The sequence below is a fragment of the Vibrio sp. 1-1(7) genome (genome assembly GCF_013048485.1).
GTDB lineage: Bacteria > Pseudomonadota > Gammaproteobacteria > Enterobacterales > Vibrionaceae > Vibrio > Vibrio fujianensis.
This window is the reverse complement of record NZ_VHSP01000004.1, coordinates 105,065-127,780: the sequence shown is the minus strand read 5'-3', so window position 1 is coordinate 127,780 and position 22,716 is coordinate 105,065. Positions and strand designations below refer to the sequence as shown.

22 protein-coding genes and 2 pseudogenes are annotated in these 22,716 nt (G+C 44.3%); 18 read left to right on the top strand and 6 right to left on the bottom strand.

Annotated features, from left to right (window positions below):
* Nucleotides 1-41 precede the first annotated feature (41 nt).
* From pilM to FKN05_RS13335, 18 genes and pseudogenes are all read left to right on the top strand, one after another.
* A complete protein-coding gene (pilM, locus tag FKN05_RS13415; RefSeq protein ID WP_099610499.1) occupies nucleotides 42-1,046 on the top strand; it encodes a type IV pilus assembly protein PilM in 1,005 nt (334 codons plus the stop codon).
* Complete coding sequence (locus tag FKN05_RS13410; protein WP_170887744.1) at nucleotides 1,030-1,623, top strand: PilN domain-containing protein; 594 nt, start codon at nucleotides 1,030-1,032, stop codon at nucleotides 1,621-1,623. Before pilM ends, FKN05_RS13410 begins: the two co-directional genes overlap by 17 nt.
* On the top strand, nucleotides 1,616-2,206 hold the full coding sequence (gene pilO / locus FKN05_RS13405; protein WP_099610498.1) for a type IV pilus inner membrane component PilO: 591 nt from the start codon (nucleotides 1,616-1,618) through the stop codon (nucleotides 2,204-2,206). Before FKN05_RS13410 ends, pilO begins: the two co-directional genes overlap by 8 nt.
* Nucleotides 2,196-2,717 carry a pilus assembly protein PilP gene (locus FKN05_RS13400; RefSeq protein WP_099610497.1) on the top strand — a complete coding sequence of 174 codons (522 nt, stop codon included), beginning with the start codon at nucleotides 2,196-2,198 and terminating at the stop codon, nucleotides 2,715-2,717. Before pilO ends, FKN05_RS13400 begins: the two co-directional genes overlap by 11 nt.
* 123 nt (nucleotides 2,718-2,840) lie before the next feature.
* Nucleotides 2,841-4,463 (top strand): annotated as a pseudogene (locus FKN05_RS13395) (type IV pilus secretin PilQ family protein); the annotation flags it as partial.
* Between the two features lie 186 nt (nucleotides 4,464-4,649).
* Nucleotides 4,650-5,168 (top strand): shikimate kinase AroK, encoded by a 519-nt coding sequence (gene aroK / locus FKN05_RS13390; RefSeq protein ID WP_099610495.1) that lies wholly within the window; start codon nucleotides 4,650-4,652, stop codon nucleotides 5,166-5,168.
* Between the two features lie 27 nt (nucleotides 5,169-5,195).
* Nucleotides 5,196-6,278 (top strand): 3-dehydroquinate synthase, encoded by a 1,083-nt coding sequence (gene aroB / locus FKN05_RS13385; protein ID WP_170887743.1) that lies wholly within the window; start codon nucleotides 5,196-5,198, stop codon nucleotides 6,276-6,278.
* 32 nt (nucleotides 6,279-6,310) lie between these two features.
* Nucleotides 6,311-7,358, top strand: a pseudogene (locus tag FKN05_RS13380) (ATP-binding protein); the annotation flags it as partial.
* A gap of 74 nt (nucleotides 7,359-7,432) precedes the next feature.
* Nucleotides 7,433-7,792, top strand: coding sequence for an SPOR domain-containing protein (locus FKN05_RS16930; protein ID WP_425445493.1), 360 nt, complete (start codon nucleotides 7,433-7,435; stop codon nucleotides 7,790-7,792).
* Between the two features lie 70 nt (nucleotides 7,793-7,862).
* Nucleotides 7,863-8,696, top strand: coding sequence for a Dam family site-specific DNA-(adenine-N6)-methyltransferase (locus tag FKN05_RS13375; protein ID WP_099610493.1), 834 nt, complete (start codon nucleotides 7,863-7,865; stop codon nucleotides 8,694-8,696).
* 103 nt (nucleotides 8,697-8,799) lie between these two features.
* The gene (gene rpe / locus FKN05_RS13370; RefSeq protein WP_099610492.1) at nucleotides 8,800-9,471 is read left to right on the top strand and encodes a ribulose-phosphate 3-epimerase; all 672 of its coding nucleotides are present in this window, start codon (nucleotides 8,800-8,802) and stop codon (nucleotides 9,469-9,471) included.
* A 28-nt stretch (nucleotides 9,472-9,499) separates the two neighbouring features.
* Entirely contained in the window at nucleotides 9,500-10,180 is a 681-nt protein-coding gene (locus FKN05_RS13365) for a phosphoglycolate phosphatase (protein WP_099610491.1), read from the top strand.
* Between the two features lie 130 nt (nucleotides 10,181-10,310).
* Complete coding sequence (gene trpS, locus FKN05_RS13360; protein WP_099610490.1) at nucleotides 10,311-11,333, top strand: tryptophan--tRNA ligase; 1,023 nt, start codon at nucleotides 10,311-10,313, stop codon at nucleotides 11,331-11,333.
* 69 nt (nucleotides 11,334-11,402) lie between these two features.
* The gene (locus tag FKN05_RS13355) at nucleotides 11,403-11,981 is read left to right on the top strand and encodes an aminodeoxychorismate/anthranilate synthase component II (protein ID WP_099610489.1); all 579 of its coding nucleotides are present in this window, start codon (nucleotides 11,403-11,405) and stop codon (nucleotides 11,979-11,981) included.
* A gap of 363 nt (nucleotides 11,982-12,344) precedes the next feature.
* A complete protein-coding gene (locus FKN05_RS13350) occupies nucleotides 12,345-13,556 on the top strand; it encodes an aspartate aminotransferase family protein (protein ID WP_099610488.1) in 1,212 nt (403 codons plus the stop codon).
* Nucleotides 13,557-13,705: 149 nt separating this feature from the next.
* A complete protein-coding gene (gene astA / locus FKN05_RS13345; RefSeq protein ID WP_099610487.1) occupies nucleotides 13,706-14,725 on the top strand; it encodes an arginine N-succinyltransferase in 1,020 nt (339 codons plus the stop codon).
* A gap of 17 nt (nucleotides 14,726-14,742) precedes the next feature.
* A complete protein-coding gene (gene astD / locus FKN05_RS13340) occupies nucleotides 14,743-16,206 on the top strand; it encodes a succinylglutamate-semialdehyde dehydrogenase (RefSeq protein WP_170887741.1) in 1,464 nt (487 codons plus the stop codon).
* A 35-nt stretch (nucleotides 16,207-16,241) separates the two neighbouring features.
* Entirely contained in the window at nucleotides 16,242-17,039 is a 798-nt protein-coding gene (locus FKN05_RS13335) for a DUF1338 domain-containing protein (protein WP_170887740.1), read from the top strand.
* A gap of 61 nt (nucleotides 17,040-17,100) precedes the next feature.
* Here the strand turns inward: FKN05_RS13335 and crp are convergent, their stop codons facing one another.
* From crp to FKN05_RS13305, 6 genes are all read right to left on the bottom strand, one after another.
* On the bottom strand, nucleotides 17,101-17,733 hold the full coding sequence (gene crp, locus FKN05_RS13330; protein WP_004394497.1) for a cAMP-activated global transcriptional regulator CRP: 633 nt from the start codon (nucleotides 17,731-17,733) through the stop codon (nucleotides 17,101-17,103).
* Nucleotides 17,734-17,974: 241 nt separating this feature from the next.
* Nucleotides 17,975-18,844 (bottom strand): phosphoribulokinase, encoded by an 870-nt coding sequence (locus FKN05_RS13325; RefSeq protein WP_099610484.1) that lies wholly within the window; start codon nucleotides 18,842-18,844, stop codon nucleotides 17,975-17,977.
* Between the two features lie 103 nt (nucleotides 18,845-18,947).
* On the bottom strand, nucleotides 18,948-19,157 hold the full coding sequence (locus FKN05_RS13320) for a YheU family protein (protein WP_099610483.1): 210 nt from the start codon (nucleotides 19,155-19,157) through the stop codon (nucleotides 18,948-18,950).
* 105 nt (nucleotides 19,158-19,262) lie between these two features.
* A complete protein-coding gene (locus FKN05_RS13315) occupies nucleotides 19,263-20,228 on the bottom strand; it encodes a hydrolase (RefSeq protein WP_170887739.1) in 966 nt (321 codons plus the stop codon).
* Between the two features lie 92 nt (nucleotides 20,229-20,320).
* On the bottom strand, nucleotides 20,321-20,791 hold the full coding sequence (locus FKN05_RS13310; protein WP_099610481.1) for a TIGR02444 family protein: 471 nt from the start codon (nucleotides 20,789-20,791) through the stop codon (nucleotides 20,321-20,323).
* Entirely contained in the window at nucleotides 20,788-22,710 is a 1,923-nt protein-coding gene (locus tag FKN05_RS13305) for an ABC transporter ATP-binding protein (RefSeq protein WP_170887738.1), read from the bottom strand. The genes FKN05_RS13310 and FKN05_RS13305 overlap by 4 nt, the downstream gene beginning before the upstream one ends.
* Nucleotides 22,711-22,716: the final 6 nt, after the last annotated feature.

Below are 22,716 nucleotides of genomic sequence, written 5' to 3'. Positions count from 1 at the left end.
AATTATCGCTCGATGCTGGTGTTGTTACTGGAGTTAATCGCATGAGTCAATCATTAGTTACAGGTGTGGATATCGGACATCACAGTATTAAAGCTGTGGTGTTAAAACTAAGCGGCGAAACATATTCGCTGGTTAGTTATAAGGAAATCGTCGTAACGGACGATATTTTCGCCGATAACTACACACTTGATTATCAGAAAATTGTAAAGAAACTCAAAGAACTAAAAAAGAGCTTACCCCTGTTTAGCCGTAAGGTTTCGATCGCAGTCCCTGATAATGCGGTGATCAGCAAGATTTTGCAGATCGAGAGTGATCTGGATCCGGTAGAGCAGGAGTTTGCTATTTATCAGACATTTTCTCATCAATCGCCATTGCCGATTGAAGAACTCAGTTTAGATTTTGTCAAAGTAACGGAAAAAGCACTAACAAGAAGCAGCAGTGCGACCTATCAAGTTTATGCTACGCGTCGTGAAGTGGTTGACAGTCGGGTTGCCGCGACAGAAAAAGCTGGCCTTGAGCCTGTCTTGTTAGACGTGCAGATGCATAGTCTTGTTCGTATTTGGCAGCAAGTGAGTAAGACCCAGCAAAGAACAAACTGGATGCTATTGGATATCGGCTATAGCCAAAGTTCTTTATGCCTCGACTTTAGCGATAAGGATCCATTTTGTAAGGATATTCCATTAGGAACGCGTTGGTTTGATCAAACTCGGCAACATGAGCAAGGCATAAGCGGAATTGATACCTTTACTCAAGAGTTTATCGATCGGTTGGCTCGTCAAATTCAGCTCTTAACTTCAGTGCATGGCCCGCAAAGTCTGGCCGGCATATGGCTGTCTGGAGGGGGTGCGACAATCTCTGGGTTAACGGATGCCATTACTGAGCGGTTGAATCTACCCTGTGAGATTTTTATGCCGCTCTCGGTATTTAGCCATAAATTGAGTAAGCGTAGGCGAGCACTTGATGAACAACAAAAGTTTAGTACCGCGGCGGGATTAGCGTTACGAGGCATTGAATGGCTGGAGGGTGAACATGCTGCATACCATTAATTTATTGCCGTGGCGAGAAACGCAGCGAGAAAACTATCGTCAGCATTTTATCCATTTATTGATTCTGGGTGTACTGCTCGCATTGGGAGCACAATGGCTGGCCGGTAGCTATTTTGAACAACAAAACCAGCAACAACAGGGGCGGCTCGATTTTCTGAATCAACATATCCGGCAATTAGATCAGCGCCTCAATGCATTAAAGGTAACCGAGCAAGAACATAAGGCCTTACTAACGCGCTTAAACGTGGTAGAGGCGTTACAGCAAAAGCGCAATAAAAGTACTGAGTTTATGCACCTGATGCCTGATTTAATTCCAGAAGGTGTCTATGTCGATAAAATCAAAATGAATGGGCAAGAAGTGGAAATGAGCGGCATCAGCGATAGTACGGCTCGTTTAGCCACCATGTTAGATCATTTGGAAAAATCGCCACAGTTATCGGAAGTGGGCATGCATTCGATTGTATCGGGCAACCGTCGTTTTGGTAAACAGTTTCAGAGCTTCAAAGTCTCTTTCTTATTCCATGCTTCCGAGCAAGTGGCTTTAAAACCGGTCAAGGAGGTAGGAACTCATGACTAAGGCGCGTGACCTCGATTTTGACGAGTTAATGGAATGGCCTAGAACGGCTCAGTTGGTGGTTATCGCATTACTGATCATCGTCATTCAAGCGGTGGGATATTGGTTTTATCTCTTACCGAAACAAGAAACGTTAGAGGGATTAAAGCAGCAAGAGCAAACACTAAAATCGACTGTTCGAATCAAGGCCAGTAAAGTCGCTGCCTTACCCCAATTACAGGCACAACTCAATGAATTGAGCGAGCGTTACGATTATTTATTACGTCAATTACCCGTTCAACAAGAGTTAGCCAGTATGTTGGCGTCGGTGAATGAGTTAGGTCTGCAAAATTCGCTCACCTTCACTCGAATTGATTGGGGGGAAAAACTCAACCAAGAATTTCTTTATCGGCTTCCACTCAATATTGAGTTGACCGGAAATTATCATAACATTGGCGATTTTTCGGAAGCCATTGCCAAACTACCGAGAATAATTAGCTTTGAAGATGTTGATTGGCAAAGAGTCAGCCAAGAAAGTAGCACATTACACTTCAGGGTTCGCGCATACACTTACCAGTTTAAAGCGGAGGTGAGCGATGAAAAATAGGTTCTGTTTTCTTCTAGGTGGGGTATGTGCTTGGTTATTGGTTGGATGCCAGGCGAATGATGACTCCCTCGATGATTATTTACGCATGGTTGAGCTAGAGACGCAAAAACAAGTCACTCAGCTTGCGCCCGCCGTTCATTTTCAAGCTTTTCATTATGGACAACACGGTAAGCGAGAGCCATTTGTCTTGCCACAAGAAGCGCTAGTACAAAATCAGTCGGTAACCAAGTCTGATTGTTGGCAACCTGCCGCTCGCAATAAGAGTGGCGCTTTAGAACGTTATCCTCTTAATCAGTTGCGTTTAAGAGGTGTGATCAGTAGTGGCGGTCATATTTCCGCTCTCATTCAGACGCCGAATGGTACCGTCGTCAATGTAAAAGCTGGGCAGTATATCGGTTTAAATAATGGCCGAATTACTCGGGTTGCCGATAATTATTTGCTGATAAAAGAAACCTTGCCAGATGGCCTAGGGTGTTGGAATCAGCGCAATGTCAAATTGGCTTTAAAGTAAGTTTTTCAGTGTAGAGACCTAACTATGATTAAAGGATTAAATTCAACCATGGTACGTAATATGCGTTATCTGTGTATTGGGATATGGATGCTGTTAGCAACCAGTGTTGTGGCTAGCGAATTATCACAAGCAAATCAGTTAAAAAATATTGATTTTCGTTTAAATAAAGATAAAGCGGCCGTTTTAGTGGTTGAGCTGGCTTCTCCCTCTACTGTGGTGGATGTACAAAAAACAGAGCCAGGGCTAGCGATTGAACTGCTTAAAACCGATGTCGCAGATGATCAACTCTACCTACTAGATGTGAAAGACTTTGCGACCGCTGTTGAGAGTGTTGAGGTTTTTCGTCAAGAGCCGAGTACTTTACTGCAAGTGACTATTCAAGGGCCGTTTAAGTATGATTATGCCTTACGAGGAAAATACTTAGAGGTTGTTATTACTGAACTCAAACAAGCAGAACCAACACCACCTCCAAGCTTGATGGAAAAGCAAGGCAAGCTGATTTCCATTAACTTTCAAGACATTCCAGTACGAAATGTTTTACAGTTGATTGCGGATTATAACCAATTCAATTTGGTTGTTTCCGATTCGGTCACAGGAAACTTAACCCTTCGCTTAGATGGTGTGCCTTGGCAGCAAGTGCTGGATATTATTTTGCAAGTTAAAGGGCTCGATAAGCGAGTCGATGGCAGTGTTATTCTTGTGGCACCGAAAGAAGAGTTAGATTTAAGAGAGAAGCAGCAATTAGAAAAAGCGCGGTTGGCGGAAGAATTAGGTGATTTACAGTCCGATATTATTAAAGTGCATTTTGCCAAAGCCTCCGATATCGCGGAAATGATAGGTGGAAGTGGCGCGGTAAATATGCTCTCTGAGCGCGGTTCGATTAGTATCGATGAGCGAACCAACGCACTGTTGATCCGTGAGTTGCCGGAAAATATTAAAGTGATTCGTGAAATCATTGCATCGCTCGATATCCCGGTCAAACAGGTTCAGATTGAAGCCCGAATTGTTACGGTGAATGAGGGTAATTTGGACGAATTAGGGATCCGATGGGGGATGTCATCGAAAAACGGTAGCCATACGGTGGGCGGATCAATTGAAGGAAATATGAACACGATAGGTTTATATGAACCGGAAGATGGTACCGAAGGGATCAATAATTTCTTGAACGTGAATTTGGGAGCCACGGCTGCTAACGCCTCAAGCATTGCTTTTCAGGTTGCTAAACTTGGCTCTGGTACTTTGCTGGATCTCGAACTATCGGCGATGCAACGTGAATCGAAAGCGGAGATCATTTCTAGCCCACGCTTGATCACTACCAATAAAAAACCAGCTTACATTGAACAAGGGACAGAAATACCCTATTTAGAATCATCTTCCAGTGGCGCAACGACAGTGGCGTTTAAAAAAGCGGTGCTCAGTTTAAAAGTTACACCGCAAATTACTCCGGATAACCGGTTGGTGCTGGATTTAAGTGTCACACAAGACCGTCCTGGTGATGTGGTTAAAACTGGAACGGGGGAGGCCGTGGCGATTAATACCCAACGGATTGGCACGCAAGTTTTAGTCAATAATGGAGAAACGGTTGTGCTTGGTGGTATTTTTCAACATAGTCTGACTAATACCATAGATAAAGTGCCATTATTGGGAGACTTACCGTTTCTTGGTGCGCTATTTCGTCGTAGTTATCAGCAATTGGGCAAAAGTGAGTTACTCATTTTCGTGACACCCAAGGTGGTAATTCAATGACTTAGCGTCATTGTTCTCGCTAAAGTGAAATTAAAGTTGCATTAGTGGCACCTTATCTAGATAATTTCGGGTCTTATCACGAATTATCTGTGAGGAATCGGTGCCACAAGCATTCCCATCGCTAACATTAGTATGGCGAACTTTGTGGCGATGTCATTGAATTAACGTTGTAAATTACTGCTAAACATGGCTGAGAAACGCAATATTTTTCTTGTCGGCCCAATGGGTGCTGGCAAAAGTACAATTGGTAGACACTTAGCTCAACAACTGCATATGGAGTTTGTTGATTCTGATACTGTCATTGAAGAGCGCACCGGCGCAGATATCGCTTGGGTATTTGATGTTGAAGGTGAAGAAGGCTTCCGTAAACGTGAAGAAGCGGTGATCAATGATCTCACTGAAGAACAAGGTATTGTTCTCGCCACGGGTGGCGGTTCGGTGATGAGCAAAGAAAATCGCAATCGCCTTTCTGCTCGTGGTGTGGTTGTTTACTTAGAAACCACGATCGAAAAACAATTAGCACGGACTAACCGTGATAAAAAACGTCCGTTGCTGCAAACGGATAACCCTCGTGAAGTTTTAGAAGCACTGGCTGGTGAACGTAATCCGCTGTATGAAGAAATTGCGGATATTACTGTACGTACCGACGATCAAAGTGCAAAAGTGGTAGCCAACCAGATCGTAAAAATGCTAGAAGAACATTAACCAGTTCTTTTATTTGGAGTGCAAACCATGGAACGGATTACGGTCAGTTTAGGTGAGCGTAGCTACCCCATCTCAATTGGTGCCGGATTATTTAATAATCCGGCCCTTCTTCCTCTTTCTGCAAAACAACACGTGTTGGTGATCACTAACCACACGGTTGCTCCGTTATATGCAAAACGTATTCTTTCGTTACTTGAACAGCGAGGCTGTTTATCCGCAGTGTTAGAATTGCCTGATGGTGAGCAGTATAAAAGTCTAGCAACGTTTAATACCATCATGAGTTATTTGCTGGAGCATAATTATAGCCGTGATGTAACGGTTATTGCGTTGGGTGGAGGCGTGATAGGGGATTTGGTCGGTTTTGCTGCGGCCTGTTATCAGCGAGGGATCGACTTTATTCAAATACCTACCACATTATTGGCTCAAGTAGACTCTTCTGTTGGTGGAAAAACCGCGGTAAACCACCCTTTGGGTAAAAATATGATAGGCGCGTTTTATCAACCCAAAGCTGTCATTATTGATACTCAGTGCTTAAGCACGCTACCAGCACGTGAATTTGCTGCTGGAATGGCTGAGGTGATCAAATATGGCATTATTTATGATCACGATTTCTTCGTCTGGTTAGAAGAGCATATGGAAGCCTTATATGCGTTAGATGAGCAAGCACTATCCTATGCCATTGCTCGCTGCTGCCAAATTAAAGCGGAAGTGGTGGCTTTGGATGAAAAAGAATCAGGCATTCGCGCGTTACTTAATTTAGGCCATACCTTTGGTCATGCGATTGAAGCCGAGCTGGGCTATGGGTGTTGGTTACATGGTGAAGCCGTTGCTGCTGGTACCATGATGGCGACCGTGACAGCACAATTACAAGGGTTGATTACTGAGCAGCAGCAAGCGCGTATCCGTGCCATACTGGAAAGAGCACATCTGCCAGTACACACCCCTGAGAGCATGACGTTTGAGAATTTTATTCAGCATATGATGCGAGATAAAAAAGTATTGGCGGGAGAGTTGCGCTTGGTATTACCAACCGCCATTGGCCGTGCAGAAGTGGTGAAAGGCGTTCCTCAAGCGGTGATAAAGCAAGCCATTGAAGCGTGTCGTAATTAATAATCAATTGATTGGGATCATTAGGATAGTTGATGAGTTTAGCACATGAATTAGAGTTAGATTCTCAGACCGAGCTGCTTGAACGTTTGCAGCTTCTTACTCGTTTTGGTTCTAATTTTGTTAACGTTTATGGTGGACTGGGTGCCGGGAAGTCTTGGCTTGCGCAGCGCTATCTAGAGCATTGGGCTGAAGACAAGAACCAATCCTTATTGCTTTGTCATCCTAGTCAAAGCGATGAGCAACGTAGAACCACCATTTTGAATCAATTGGTCTCTGAGCCTCTCTTCAATCCGAGTGATGCGTTGCTCGATAGCTTTTGCTATCTGATTGGTGAAGATGAATGCGATATGGTGATTGCGATTGATGATGCTCATCTATTATCGGATGCTTTACTTTCCGAATTATGGATGTGGGTGTTGGAAGCGCAAAGTCATCCTCGTTGGACGATTAATGTTGTGCTATTTGCTCAGGCAAACCGTCTTGATGCCTTGTTAACACGCTTAACCTACGGGCAAGAGCATAAGCCGATAGAATTAGACATTGAACCTCTGAGTCAATATGAGGCTGATCGGTTATTTGAACAACGAGTCATGCGCTATATCGAGCCTGAACTCGAACGTCAGGTTCGCGCCGCCTATAAAAAAGTAAAACTGCTTCCGGGGGAGATTATGGCTTTAACTGAACAGAAAAATGAAAAACGGATCATTATTCGTTCTATTATTGCCTCACCAATAAATATTGCTCTGGTGACTGTTTTGCTGCTACTCATGATTGGTGGGGGGTATTGGTGGATGTGGTTGCAACCCTCTGCGGATGAAAAAAGTCAGCAATTCATTGACAGCCAAAAAACCATCGAGCAAACGGTGATTCCGACACTACCCCCACATGACATCGAGTTGAGCCAACCAGAACTTGTCGAGAATGCGGCCTCATCCCAGCCCGATTTCACTGGTATGGATGATGATTCAGCAGCACTACCTCCGGATGTGAAAGAAAGTTCAGAAGCAGTGGGGATTGCTGATTCTGCTCATCAACGAGTGGTCATTAGCTCTGATGTGGTCGATGCCTTGTTAGAAGGAAAGCCTCAGCAGCTCGTTGAGACAAGTGCCAGTGAGGTACAGCCTGCAGTCAATATTCAGGCGGATAATGCCGATATGCCACTGGAGCCCGTTGCTTTAACTGAGCCTCCCGAGCAACCTGGGTTGATTCGTTTTTCGTTTGCTAGAGAAGTGTTGCTTGACATGTCACCTCGCAGCTACACTTTGCAATTGGCCGCAGTTAACTCATTACAAGAAGTTCAAGCGTTTATCGATCAATACCAGCTAGAGGGGCAGGTGAATGTTTATCCTACCTTACGCAATGACGTTGATTGGTATATCGTGACTTACCAGAATTATCCAACCATTCAGTTAGCGCGTGACGCCGTTGCTACCTTGCCTACCGCTATTCAAACGTTAGGTCCATGGGCTAAATCACTCAGTCAAGTACACCGAGAGATTGAACGTGCGAAATAACGCTGAGTTTGGGCGGAAAATATGTTACATTCCGCTCCTTATTTTTTTCGGTGATTGATTAGAGCGGTAGATGAAAAAGCAGCGTGCCTTTTTGAAATGGGCTGGGGGTAAGTTTGGCCTAGTCGAAGAGATCCAACGCCATTTGCCATCCGCCCGAGAGTTGGTTGAACCCTTTGTCGGGGCTGGGTCAATTTTTCTCAATAGTGATTTTGAGCATTATTTGTTGGCGGATATTAATCCTGACTTAATCAATTTATATAACCTGTTAAAAACGGAACCGGATCATTACATTCGCGAAGCAAAACGTTGGTTTACACCGGAGAATAATCGCAAAGAAGCTTATTTGGATGTCCGTAAACAGTTCAACAGCTGTGATGACATCATGTACCGCTCATTGGCCTTCCTTTATATGAATCGTTTTGGGTTTAATGGTTTATGCCGTTATAACAAAAAAGGAGGGTTTAATGTGCCTTTTGGTTCGTATAAAAAACCGTACTTTCCTGAAGCTGAGTTAGAGTTTTTTGCTGAAAAAGCACAGCGAGCAACCTTTATTTGTGCCGGTTATCATCAAACATTCAGTCAAGCGACGCAAGAGAGTGTTATTTACTGTGATCCCCCTTATGCCCCCTTGTCTATGACCGCAAATTTTACCTCGTATGCGGGGAATGGTTTTTCACTTGATGATCAAGCTGCATTGGCTGATATTGCAGAAAAAACCGCGCAAGAACGAGGTATTCCTGTGCTTATCTCTAACCATGACACAATTTTAACTCGTCGCCTCTATCATGGTGCCCAACTGAATGCCGTTCAAGTGAAACGCACCATTAGCCGTAATGGTGCTGGACGCAATAAAGTGGACGAATTGCTCGCATTGTTTACCCCGAACAAAGGGTTTGTTTGCTGATTGATCAATTATTTTTCGGCAACAGATCCTAGGATCTCATCGCTTCCTTAGGGTAGAATGCGTTACCGCCGTTCTGTGCATTCCATCACCAAAGAGGTTAGCCATGAAAGATTTCCTTATTGCTCCATCCATTCTCTCGGCAGATTTTGCTCGTCTAGGCGACGATGTTGAAAAAGTTCTGGCAGCTGGGGCAGATGTTATTCACTTTGATGTGATGGATAATCATTATGTGCCGAACCTCACCTTTGGTGCTCCAATCTGTCAAGCACTACGTGATTATGGAATTACCGCGCCTATCGACGTTCATTTGATGGTAAAACCCGTTGACCGAATTATTCCTGATTTTGCCAAAGCGGGGGCATCAATGATTACCTTTCATGTTGAAGCCTCAGATCATGTCGATCGTACTTTACAGCTGATCAAAGAACACGGCTGTCAAGCCGGAGTGGTATTAAACCCAGCCACTCCGCTCAGTCATCTTGACTATATTATGGATAAAGTTGACCTTATTCTACTGATGTCGGTAAACCCAGGGTTTGGTGGTCAATCATTTATACCGCACACGTTAGACAAATTGCGTGCTGTTCGGGAACGAATTGAACAAAGTGGTCGCTCTATTCGTTTGGAAATTGACGGTGGTGTGAAGGTAGATAACATTGCTGAAATTGCCCAAGCTGGTGCCGATATGTTTGTCGCCGGATCGGCTATTTTTGGTCAGCCAGATTATCAAGCGGTACTTAATGCCATGCGTGCGGAATTGGCCAAGGTTAAGTAATCCCTCATTCACTCATTAGGAATAAGTTTTGCAACCAATAAAGTTAATTGCCTTTGATCTCGACGGCACCTTACTCGATAGCGTACCTGATTTAGCCATTGCTGCGGATCAAGCAGTGCAAGCGTTAGGGTTTCCTAGCGTTTCTGAACAGCAAGTGCGTGATTATGTCGGTAATGGTGCAGATATACTCATTGCTCGCTGTTTGAGCCAAGGTTTACAGGTTGATTCAGCATTAGATCCGGCTATCTGTCATCAAGCTCGCGAGTTATTTGATGATTATTACGCAAAAACCGGCCATCAACAGAGTCACCTTTACCCACATGTAAAGCAAACCTTAGCCGAACTTCATCAAGCGGGGTTTATCTTAGCGTTAGTAACCAATAAACCGAGTAAATTTGTCCCAGATGTATTAACCCAACATGGAATCCGTGAATTTTTCCGCGATATCATTGGTGGTGATACATTTGCTGAGAAAAAACCGAATCCGATGGCATTAGAGTGGTTATTAGCTAAATATCGACTAGCTCCGCAACAGATGTTAATGGTAGGTGATTCTAAAAATGATATTCTAGCTGCGAAAAATGCCGGATGCGCATCGTTTGGTTTGACTTATGGCTACAACCACGGTGAGCCTATCTCGGCTGCTGAACCTGATGTGGTGGCAGATGATATTGCTCAGCTCATTGATGTCGTTATGGTTTGCGCTTAAAAATTATCACTTGCCACTAGTAAAATACTCATCAATGAGTACACTGCTATCTTGTGCCCGCAATCGGCGGGCACTGTTTTTCACAGAGTTTTCTGTCTTATTTCGTATTCAGTAACAAGGAATCATACCCATGAGCAAACCCATCGTATTGAGTGGTGTTCAACCGTCTGGTGAACTAAGTATCGGTAATTACTTGGGTGCTCTACGTCAATGGCAACAGATGCAAGACGATTATGATTGTCACTATTGTGTGGTTGATCTCCATGCGATCACGGTTCGTCAAGATCCGAAAGCATTGCGTGAAGCAACCTTAGATGCATTGGCAATCTGCTTAGCGGTTGGTGTTGATCCTCAAAAGAGCACATTATTCGTTCAGTCTCATGTACCAGAACATGCTCAATTGGGTTGGATTCTTAACTGTTACACGCAAATGGGCGAATTGAGCCGTATGACTCAATTCAAAGATAAATCAGCGCGTTACGCTAACGATGTCAATGCTGGGCTATTTGACTATCCGGTACTTATGGCTGCGGATATTTTATTGTATGGCGCGCATCAGGTGCCGGTCGGTAGCGATCAAAAACAGCATTTGGAATTGGCCCGCGATATTGCAACACGATTCAATAATATATATTGTCCAGATTCTGAAACGCCAATTTTTACTATTCCAGAGCCGTATATACCCAAAGTGAATGCGCGAGTGATGAGCTTACAGGATGCGACGAAGAAAATGTCGAAGTCGGATGATAATCGCAAAAACGTGATCACTTTGTTGGAAGATCCTAAATCTATCATTAAAAAGATCAACAAAGCACAAACTGATACCGAGACACCACCACGTATCGCTTACGATGTGGAAAATAAGGCCGGTATTTCTAACTTAATGGGCTTATTCTCTGCGGCAACGGGTCAATCTTTTGCAGATATTGAAGCCCAGTATGCTGGGGTTGAAATGTATGGCCCATTTAAGAAAGATGTCGGAGAAGCACTGGTTGCGATGCTCGAACCCGTCCAGGCAGAATATCATCGAATTCGTGATGACCGCAGTTATCTTAACAGTGTGATGAGTCAAGGGGCCGAGAAAGCGTCAGCCCAAGCATTAACAACCTTGAAAAAGGTATTTGATGCGGTTGGCTTTGTTGCTCGCGTTTAATGGTTTGGCAGGTCAGTGTAACTGGCCTGTTTTCTTTTTTTCTCATCATTCGTTTGCTCATCGCCATCTATGTTACTGATTATCGATAATTACGACTCATTCACCTATAACTTATACCAGTACTTTTGCCAATTGGGGGTAAAGGTTGATGTTGTGCGTAACGATGCAATCAATATTCAGCAAATCGAGGCCTTAGCACCTAGCCATTTAGTGATTTCCCCCGGGCCTGGTACACCGAATGAAGCTGGGATCTCTCTCGCCGCGATTGAACATTTTGCTGGGAAATTACCGATTTTGGGGGTTTGTCTCGGTCATCAAGCGATTGCACAAGTCTTTGGGGCCGATATTGTTCGCGCTCGACAAGTCATGCATGGTAAAACCTCGCGAATTCGCCATACGGGAAGCGGTGTGTTTGCTGGATTAAATAATCCACTGACCGTAACTCGTTATCACTCTCTCGTCGTAGCACCAGACACCTTATCCGATCAGTTTGAATTGACCGCTTGGACTGAGCATGCGAATGGAGCAATGGATGAGATTATGGGGTATCACCATAAAACTTGGCCAATTGATGCGGTTCAGTTTCATCCCGAATCGATAAAAACCGAGCAAGGCCACCAATTATTGGCCAATTTTTTACGTCGCTAATCCTCTGTTTGATCACTTTTTTTACATTTATCCTTCTTTTATAAGCCATTTTAAGTTTTGACAACTTATGCGCCAGATTTTCTGCTGTTCTATCCATTCTCTGAATTTATTGTCCTTTGGGAACTGTTTTTTGTTAAAGAGAAAAAAAGCTTCATAAAATTTGTGATTTAATGCATAAATAATCACATTGGGTCATACTAGTCTGTTTGATAGACAGTTAAAAAGCATAATTCACTATTGAATTGGTTAATATTTTGTAAATAAAATGCTTGGTAGGCTAGAATGCAATACAAAATCTTTTATGGGGATTTTGTCACGCCATCGTTGCGCTGCTTGGCATGTAGTATCGAGAAGGAATCTGTGATGACGGTAGAAAAACATGTGGATCGTGCTTTATTTGATGAGGTGATGGTACCTTGCTATAGCCCGATGGAATTTATTCCAGTCAAAGGTCAAGGCTCCCGAGTCTGGGATCAGCAAGGGCGTGAATATATCGATTTTGCTGGCGGTATTGCGGTCAGTTGCTTGGGCCATTGTCATCCCGTTTTGGTTCAAGCATTGACAGACCAAGCCAATAAGTTATGGCATTTGAGTAATGTAATGACTAATGAGCCAGCTTTACGCTTAGCGAAGCGGTTAACTGAGCTCAGCTTTGCTGAAAAAGTTTTTTTTGCTAATTCAGGCGCGGAAGCGAATGAAGCCGCCTTAAAGTTGGCTCGCCGTTATGCGGCGGATAACTTTGGCCCGGAAAAATCAGAAATTATTGCCTTTACTCAGGGATTTCATGGCCGAACCTTTTTTACCGTCACGGTTGGGGGGCAAGCCGCATACTCCGATGGTTTTGGCCCGAAGCCGGGCAATGTCACCCATCTTCCTTATAATGATATCAGTGCATTACAAGCGCAGATCTCTGATCGTACCTGTGCGGTGATGATGGAACCCTTACAAGGTGAAGGTGGTCTAATTTCACCCTCTGCTCCATTTATTCAAGCCGTACGAGAGCTTTGTGATAAACACCATGCATTGCTGATTTTTGATGAGGTTCAAACGGGCAATGGACGTACGGGAGATTTCTATGCCTACCAAGGTATCGGTGTGAAACCTGATATTCTTAGTACGGCCAAATCGCTCGGAGGAGGTTTCCCCATTGGCGCAATGTTGACGACCGATAAGCTGGCAAAACATTTAAGTGTCGGTACGCATGGGTCAACTTATGGTGGAAATCCATTAGCATGTGCCGTTGCAGAAGCGGTCGTGCAGATTGTGAGTCAGCCAGAGACGCTAGCGGGGGTTGTTAAGCGTGGCGAATGGATCCGTCAAGGTTTGGCTAAAATAAACGATAAGTATCAAGTTTTTAAAGAAATTCGAGGGAAAGGTCTATTGGTTGGTGCCGAGCTTAATGAGCAATGGCAAGGCCGAGCAAGAGAGATTCTTGTCGCAGCCGGTCAGCAAGGTTTAATGATCTTGGTGGCGGGAGCCAGTGTAATACGCATTACCCCATCGCTGATTATTAGTCAGCAAGAGATCGAACTTGGTTTGGAAAAATTGGATCAAGCGATTGCTTCACTGGTTTAGATCGCTTGATTCACTACATCCACCATGGAGCCGGTGGGTGTGCCTCTAGGTTTCATCTCTCTCCCTAGGGGCAGTTGACCTTTCGAACAAAGTTTAATCGCGAAAGGTCAACAAACCCTAGATTCTTCATGCGTCAGGAGGGAATATTGATGCTAGTTATTCGTCCAATTGCCATCTCAGACTTCGACGCTTTACATACTTGTGCGGTAGAGTCCGGTTATGGCTTTACTTCATTGCCGGTCAATCAAGAACTGCTAACGAAACGCATCGAACACTCAGAATATAGCTTTGCCAAAGCAGAGGTGTTATATCCGAGTGATGAAGGCTATCTGATGGTTGGGGTGGATTCAGAGACGGGTGAGGTGGTGGGGACAACCGGAATTGAAGCGGCTGTTGGTTGGGATCGCCCGAGTTATTCCTATCATATCAGTACCATTGTCCATTCATCTCATAAGTTGGGGGTGCATAATACGGTTAAACTGTTGACGTTTGGCAATAATTACACTGGGTGCAGTGAAATATGTACATTATTCCTACGTGAGCCTTACCGCCAAGGCTTAAATGGCCGTTTATTATCGAAAAGCCGTTTTTTAATGATGGCAGAGCATCCAGAGCGCTTCTCGCAAACTATTTTTGCGGAAATGCGCGGCGTTTCGGATGACAAGGGTAACTCTCCCTTCTGGCAGTGGTTACAACAGCACTTTTTCTCGATTGACTTTACACTGGCTGACTATCTGACCGGTATTGGTAAAAAAGGTTTTATTGCTGATTTGATGCCAAAGCTACCGATTTATATCAACTTGCTCAGTCCAGAAGCGCAAGCGGTGATCGGGCAAGTGCATGACAATACTCGACCAGCATTAGCTTTGCTTGAACAAGAGGGGTTTACTTGTCGTAATTATGTCGACATTTTTGATGCCGGCCCAACAGTAGAATGTGACCTTCGTCACATTGAGTCTGTGCGTCACTCCGTACGGGCTCGAGTTGAAGTGGCTCGCCATGCTAGTGGGCAAGATTACTTAATGTGTAATTGTACCTTTGAGAATTTTCGGGCAACGGCAGCCAAGGCGGGCTATAACCGAGAACGTGAGGTGGTGATCATTACACCTGACGTCGCGAAAGTACTAGAGGTCGAGCAAGGAGACTGGTTGCGGATTCTAGCGCAATAAAATAAAGGGGCAAGATCATGACACAATGGATTAATGGGCAATGGTTAGCTGGTGATGGAGAGGTTTTTTCCTCACTCAGTTCATATAACGGTTGCGTAATTTGGCAAGGAAATAGTGCGAGTCAAGTTCAAGTAGAGCAAGCGATTGCAGCGGCCCGTTCGGCCTTTATTCGTTGGAAAAATTGTCCCTATCATGAGCGAGAGCAAATCCTGCTCCGCTTTGCTGATCTTGTTCAAGCCAATAGTGAAAATATCGCAGAAATCATCGCTAAAGAGACCGGAAAACCGTTATGGGAAGCACGCACTGAAGCTGCAGCGATGGCGGGAAAAATTGCCATTTCCATTCGGGCTTATCAAGATCGCACAGGGGAACAACACCGTGCAACTGCGGGAAGTCAACTAGTGTTACGTCATCGCCCGCTGGGAGTCATGGCGGTATTTGGCCCTTATAACTTTCCTGTTCATCTACCGAATGGACATATTGTTCCGGCTTTATTGGCGGGTAATACGGTCGTGTTTAAACCTTCAGAACAAACACCTTGGTGTGGCGAATTAGCGGCCAAGCTTTGGCAACAAGCGGGATTACCCGATGGTGTGCTGAACCTTGTGCAAGGTGGTAAAGAGACGGGCATTGCGCTAGCAAGTTCTGCGAATATTGATGGATTACTGTTCACGGGGAGCGCCAATACTGGCCACCTCTTACACCGTCAGTTTGCTGGTCAACCTGAGAAAATGTTGGCATTAGAAATGGGTGGTAACAACCCGTTGGTGGTGTCGAAGCAGTATGGTGAGATTGATGCCACCGTTTATACTATTATTCAATCTGCCTTTATTAGTGCAGGGCAGCGTTGTACTTGTGCTCGTCGCTTGTATCTTCCTGCTGATGAATCTGGCGATCGACTGCTAGCGAAGTTGGTTAGTACTGCGGCCAATTTAATCATTGATGAACCGTTTGCCGAGCCTGCTCCTTTTATGGGGCCGTTAATCTCGGTTGCCGCAGCACGGGCAATGATTCAAGCACAGGAACATTTATGTTCGCTCGGAGCTAAGCCATTGTTGGCGGCTCAGCTGTCTCATTTTGCGTTTGTTACTCCCGCCATTCTTGATGTGACGGAGATCGATAATTTACCCGATGAAGAATATTTTGGCCCATTGCTGCAAGTGGTCCGTTATCAGACGTTCGAGCAAGCTGTCGCATTTGCGAATCAGACTCGTTTTGGGTTGTCTGCGGGGCTGATTTCTACCGACGATACAGAGTGGCGCTATTTTATCGATCATATTCGTGCCGGAATTGTCAACCGTAACCGCCCATTGACCGGAGCCAGTGGTGATGCGCCTTTTGGTGGCCCCGGTGCTTCTGGAAACTTACGTCCTAGTGCGTATTATGCGGCAGATTATTGCGCTTATCCTATGGCTTCGATGGAAGGGGAAAGCACACAATTGCCCGCGACTTTAGCGCCTGGGATCGAGCTTATCCTATAAACGAGTAAATGGTTGGGTAAAAATAAGGAGACGCTATGACTGTTGATGAATTATTCCAAGCCTTATGGGCTGATTACACCACACGACTTTGTCCTTCTGCGCAGCAAGTGCATCAGTTACTACAAGAAGGTTTTCCGCTAATCAATGACCATATTGCTTTACGAACCTTTAATATCGCACCGCTGGGCATGAATACTTTAGCTCAGCCTTTTCTAGCCTTAGGTTATCAAGCGTGTGGTGATTATTTGTTTGAGAGCAAAAAGTTAGTCGCTAAGCATTACGAGCACTCAGATCCTAAGCAGCCGAAAGTGTTTATTAGTGAATTAAAAGTTGAAGCGTGTTCAGCTGAGTTACAAGCGATAGTCGCTAAGTTAGTGGCTCAAGTGGATATGTCTCGTTTTGATCATGTTGACTTTCTTTACGTAGGCCGTCTATGGGATCTCTCGTTTGCTGATTATCAAATCTTAGCCAAAGAGAGCGAATATGCGGCATGGTTAGCGGCTCATGGCTATGGGGCAAATCACTTTACGGTCAGTGTGAATCAGCTCAAGGCATTCAATCAGGTTAAAGCGGTCAATGACCATTTACGTCAGGCAGGCTTCACCATTAACGAACATGGCGGTGAAGTGAAAGGAACCCCAGAAGTATTACTAGAACAGTCCTCGACCATGGCCGATAAGGTGCCAGTATCGTTTCACGAAGGTGTTGAAGTGATTCCTGGTGGTTTTTATGAATTTGCTAAACGTTATCCAATGGTAAATGGACAACTCTATCAAGGCTTTGTTGCCGCTTCTGCCGATAAAATTTTTGAGAGCACAGATAGAAAGTCGTGACCAAATAAAAAGCTACTTTAAAATGAATAAAGTAGCTTTGTGCATCTGTTATTTAATATCGCTAGCGGGTACCGTAAACGACAATGGTTTTGCCGTGTGCTGAAATTAAGTTTTGCTCTTCCAGCATTTTTAAAATACGACCCACAGTTTCACGTGAACAACCGACGATTTGGCCAATTTCCTGACGAGTGATTTTGATTTGCATCCCATCAGGATGAGTCATTGCATCAGGTTGTTTTGCTAGGTTGAGAAGCGTTTGCGCAATACGACCAGTCACGTCTAAGAAGGCAAGGTCGCCAACTTTTTGGCTGGTGACTTGCAGACGACGGGCCATTTGGCCTGACAAACGCATCAGAATATCAGGGTTAACTTGAATCAATTGGCGGAATTTTTTAAATGAGATCTCTGCCACTTCACAAGGCGATTTAGCTCGAACCCAAGCGGTACGTTCTTGATCTTCTTCGAACAAACCAAGCTCGCCGATGAAATCACCTTGATTAAGGTAAGAAAGAATCATCTCTTTACCTTCTTCATCTTTAATCAGTACCGCAACAGACCCTTTGACAATGTAGTACAAAGTTTCTGCCTTTTCGCCCGCATGAATCAGCGTGCTTTTAGAAGGGTACTTATGAATATGACAATGTGAAAGAAACCACTCTAGTGTTGGGTCGGTTTGAGGTTTACCTAGAACCATAATATCTCACTTCCTCTGCAGGGTATGCTCGCTGCTGTCCATATATTTTAGCGAAGCCTTAATGGGTTAACTAGAATAAGAGGACTTCCTAATTGCTGCAAGCTATCTTGTGTTCGGTATGGAATAGTATCCTTTTTCTCAGGCGATTTCTTGATTTTAATCGTATCAAAGTACGGATAATCTAAGCAAAAGTGTGCACATGATCACGGTATGAAAAGTAATCGTCATTAGCACGGAATGATTAACCAATTTTGCCCGATTCAATCAACTGTTGCAGTAGTGGTCGAACGATTAACTCCATGGTAAAGCTCATTTTTCCACCGGGGACAACGATGGTGTTGTGGCGAGACATAAATGAACCGTCTATCATCGCTAATAGATAAGGATAATCGACATTCTTGATCCCTCGCAGTCGAATCACCACAAAACTTTCATCTAAGCTAGGAATGCCTTTGGCGTTCAGTGGATTAGACGTGTCAACCGTTGGAACACGTTGAAAGTTAATGTGCGTGCGAGAAAATTGTGGCGTGATGTAATTAAGGTAATCATCCATTGAGCGAACGATGGAGTCCATGACCGCTTCTCGCGAATGACCTCTATCACGGGTATCTCGAACGTATTTTTGAATCCATTCTAAATTGACAATCGGTACCATGCCTATCAAAAAGTCAACATGCTGCGCAACATTGATTTCGCCATCGACAACTCCGCCATGAAGTCCTTCATAAAACAATACATCAGTATCTTCAGGCAGCTGTTGCCACGGGGTAAAGGTACCGGGCATTTGATTATAGGGAACGGCTTCATCAAACGTATGCAGGTAACGGCGAATTTGACCCGTACCTGATTTACCATATTCCCGAAAAAATTCTTGTAGCGCGGGAAAATCATTCGCTTGTGGGCCAAAATAACTGATGTGGCGACCTTGTTCACGCGCTTTTCGAATTTCAATATCCATTTCTGGGCGGGTAAAACGATGAAAACTGTCTCCTTCGACCCAAGCGGGTTTAATGTTCATCATATTGAACATTTTCCGAAATGCTTCTGATGTCGTGGTGGTTCCTGCGCCTGAAGAGCCAGTGACGGCAATAATAGGGTACTTTGCTGACATGACAAACCTTGTCTAAAATCCTCAACAGGCCACAGTGACCGTGTTGTTAGTTTTCACTATATCATGGAAAATTCGCCGCAGAAAATGGCAGATTCATACTCAATTAGCGAATTTTACTTTTGATATCGATCGTTTCATGTAATTCTGAATAGACGATCACCGCATCTCCTGTTTCCAGTTGGTGCTTTACTTGCTCGATTTTATCTTGCAAGCTCACCTCTGTTTCACCGTAGTCTGTCCCTTCTCTTAATACAAATTCTCGGATTAAATTCTCTAAGGTTTCATTGGCGATCTGTTGCCAAGGTACGATCATAAATACCTCAATTTATTTTATGTTCGAAGATCAATCGGTGAGCCACAGTTTTAGAATGATAAAAGTGATAAACAGCGAGCTTTGTGGTCAGGCGAATGAAAAGGCTTACAGCCCTGCGTAGTAGTTGGGGAGGGCCTTTTCTAACCAAAACTCCGGTTGTGTGAGGGTGCCGGAGATAAATCCGACATGGCCACCATTGGTAAATAGTCGATAATCTATATTGTCGGGCAGCGAAAATTTAGGAATGACGGCATCGGTCATAAATGGATCATCTTTGGCATGGATGATCTGGGTTGGGGTGCGGATTTCTTTCAATCGCTGCATACCAGAACAGCGTTGATAGTAATCATGCGCATTTTTAAAACCATGCAGTGGGGCGGTAATGAGCTGATCAAAGTCATACAGTTTTGTGATTCGTTGAATACCGTTTTCTGAAAGTCCGAGTGTGTCTTGGAGTAAGCGATGCTTTTTCAACGCGTTGCGTTTTAATGATGAGAGCAAATAACGACAATAGAGTTTGGAAAAACCTTGTTCAATACGTTGTGAGCAAGCGGCTAAGTCCAAAGGAGCTGAAATGGCCGTGGCAGCGGTAACAATGGGATCCGTTTGATAATCCGCAAGGTAATTGATCAACATATTACCGCCTAAGGATACTCCGGTAGCGACAATCGGTTGTTGGGGAAATTGTTGGCGTAAATATTCAAGTACCCAGCGGGCATCTGCAGTTTCTCCAGAATGATAAGCACGAGCTAAGTGATTCGGTTTACCACTACAGCCGCGAAAATGCATCATGACCGAAAGCCAGCCCTGTTTGGCAAAGGCATCCATTAATCCATTGGCATAAGGGCTATAAAAAGAGCCTTCCAAACCGTGGAATAGAATAAAAATAGGTTTGCTTTGCGCCTTTTTTGTGCCCGGCGCTTCACTCCAAGCGAGATCGAGAAAATCACCATCGGGGGTATCGAGTGTTTGCCACGTGGGTTCAAACCGTGCCTTTTTGCGAATGAAACGGGGGAGCAGTGTTTGTAAGTGTGGGTTTTGTAAACCGCTGGCGGCAACGAATGGATGCATTATTTGACCCTAACTCATAATTTATCGCGCCAGTATACACCGAAGTCATATGCCCTTCCTAACGAGAACCATGATGTTCGGCTTGCTTTGCTTTAGCCGATGTTGACGGGGGACGAGAATCGTTGGCTCAAATGTGATGCTCCTAGCTGCTGACAGTAGTTTGTAGTGAGGGGTATCTCGCTTGATGTGGTCATTGGGAGCTGATGAATACAGGCGATGAGATCGGCTTGCTGCTGTTTTTCTATCTGCAATTCAAATTGTAGGGCTTCGCGATATAGTGTATCGGGTAGGTGAGACTTTAGCTTACGACGCAGTTCTCGGTAATGTTCGATAAGATCTTCAGTTTGCGCTAATGCGCTGGCAATTGTTGCCCAAGCCGATTCAGGGAAGGTCAGTTGTTTCTCATCTAACCATTTGAGCAACAATAGTAAATTTACATTGCCATGAAACTGATTTTGCAAGCATAAGCACGCCTCTTTGACTTCTCGAACACTGTAATAGCGTAAACTGAATTGCCATAGGCTTTCCAGGGTCAGTAAAGACGTGGCGTGCATATCATTCATTGACTGTTGAATTCCTGTTCCATCTGTTCGAGGTTTTCTTGTGCGCTCATCCATTCGCTTTCAACCGATTCTAATTCAGATTTACTACTGGCTTGTGTGGCGAGTACCTCTGTCAGTTTAGCCTTATTTTCCGCGTCATATAAGGTGGTATCAGATAACGTGAATTCCATTTGAGCTAAAATTGCATTCAACGTATCCATTTTTTCTTCGAGCTGTGTCAGTTTTTTGCGAATTGGTGCCGTTTGCTTACGAAAATCGGCTTCTCGACGCTTTTGTTCTTTTTTGGCGGCCGCACTATTGCTGCTGTCTTTATTGGGTTGAGCTACTTGTGCTTCTTTACGTGCAGCTTTTTGTTGATCAGTGAGCCATTTATAGTAATCGGTCAGATCGCCATCAAAAGGTGCGACTTGTCGATCATGAACCAGATAAAGATCATCGGTGGTGGCTCGTAGTAAATAACGATCGTGACTGACGATCACCATCGCGCCTTCAAAACTTTGTAAAGCCAGTGTGAGAGCTTGGCGCATATCTAGATCTAAGTGGTTGGTTGGTTCATCAAGCAGTAGCAGATTTGGCTTTTGCCATACCACTAACGCCAGCACCAAGCGTGCTTTTTCACCCCCCGAGAAAGGGGCAACTTTTTCGAGTGCTTTATCGCCATGGAATCCAAAGCTACCAAGATAATTACGTAGTTCTAATTCGGTTTTCTCAGGCGCAAGCTGCATCATATGTTGTAGTGGCGTTTCTTCTGGGTGTAAGGTCTCGAGTTGGTGCTGAGCAAAATAACCAATTTTGACTCCTTGAGAATAAGTGAGATCGCCCCCTAGAGCGGTTAGCTCGCTTGATAGCAGTTTAATTAGCGTGGATTTCCCCGCACCGTTACGGCCAAGCAGACCAATGCGACTACCGGGAACCAAGTTAAGACGAATTTTTTCTAAAATAAGATGATCGCCATAACCTGCACTGACGTTATCCATCATTAAAATAGGATTGGGTAAGGCGCTGGGCTCTCGAAATTCAAAACTAAAGGGGTTATCAAATTGTGCTGGCAGCACTTTTTCCATTTTTTCTAGTGCTTTAATTCGGCTTTGGGCTTGGCGTGCTTTAGATGCTTTATAACGAAAACGATCAATATAGCTCTGCATATGAGCCATCTGTTTTTGTTGTTTTTGAAATTGTGCTTGCTGCTGCATCAGTTTTTGAGCACGTTGGACTTCAAAAGAGGAATAGTTTCCGGTGTATTCATTAAGCTGCTGATTTTCGATATGAATAATGCGATTAATGATTGGATCTAGAAAATCACGATCATGAGAGATTAATAATAAGGTACCGGGATAACTTTGTAGCCAACGTTCTAACCACATCACGGCATCTAAATCTAAGTGGTTAGTGGGCTCGTCAAGTAATAGTAAGTCAGAGCGGCAAATAAGAGCTTGAGCAAGGTTAAGACGCATACGCCAGCCACCAGAAAATTGAGTGAGGTTCCACCCCATCTGCTCTTGGTTAAAGCCCAATCCATCAAGCAGTTCTGAAGCTCGAGCTTTAATACTATAGCCACCGATGGTTTCGATTTGCCCATGTAGTTCAGCCACTCGTGTGCCGTTATCTAATCGTTCAGCCTCACTGAGTTGTTTTTCCAGTTGACGGTATTCTCTATCGCCATCAATCACATACTCTAAGGCTTGACGCTCAAGCGCTGGTGTTTCTTGAGCAACCCAAGCCATTTCCCAATGTGCAGGCAGGCTAAACGATCCAGCATCAATGGATAGTTCGTCTTTGAGCAGAGCGAATAATGTCGATTTACCGCAGCCATTTTTTCCGACTAGTCCGACTTTATCGCCAGGATGAATGGTAGCAGAAGCTTGGTCAAGGAGAGGTTTCCCACCGCGAAGTAACTGAATGTCAGAGAAGGTAATCATAATAAA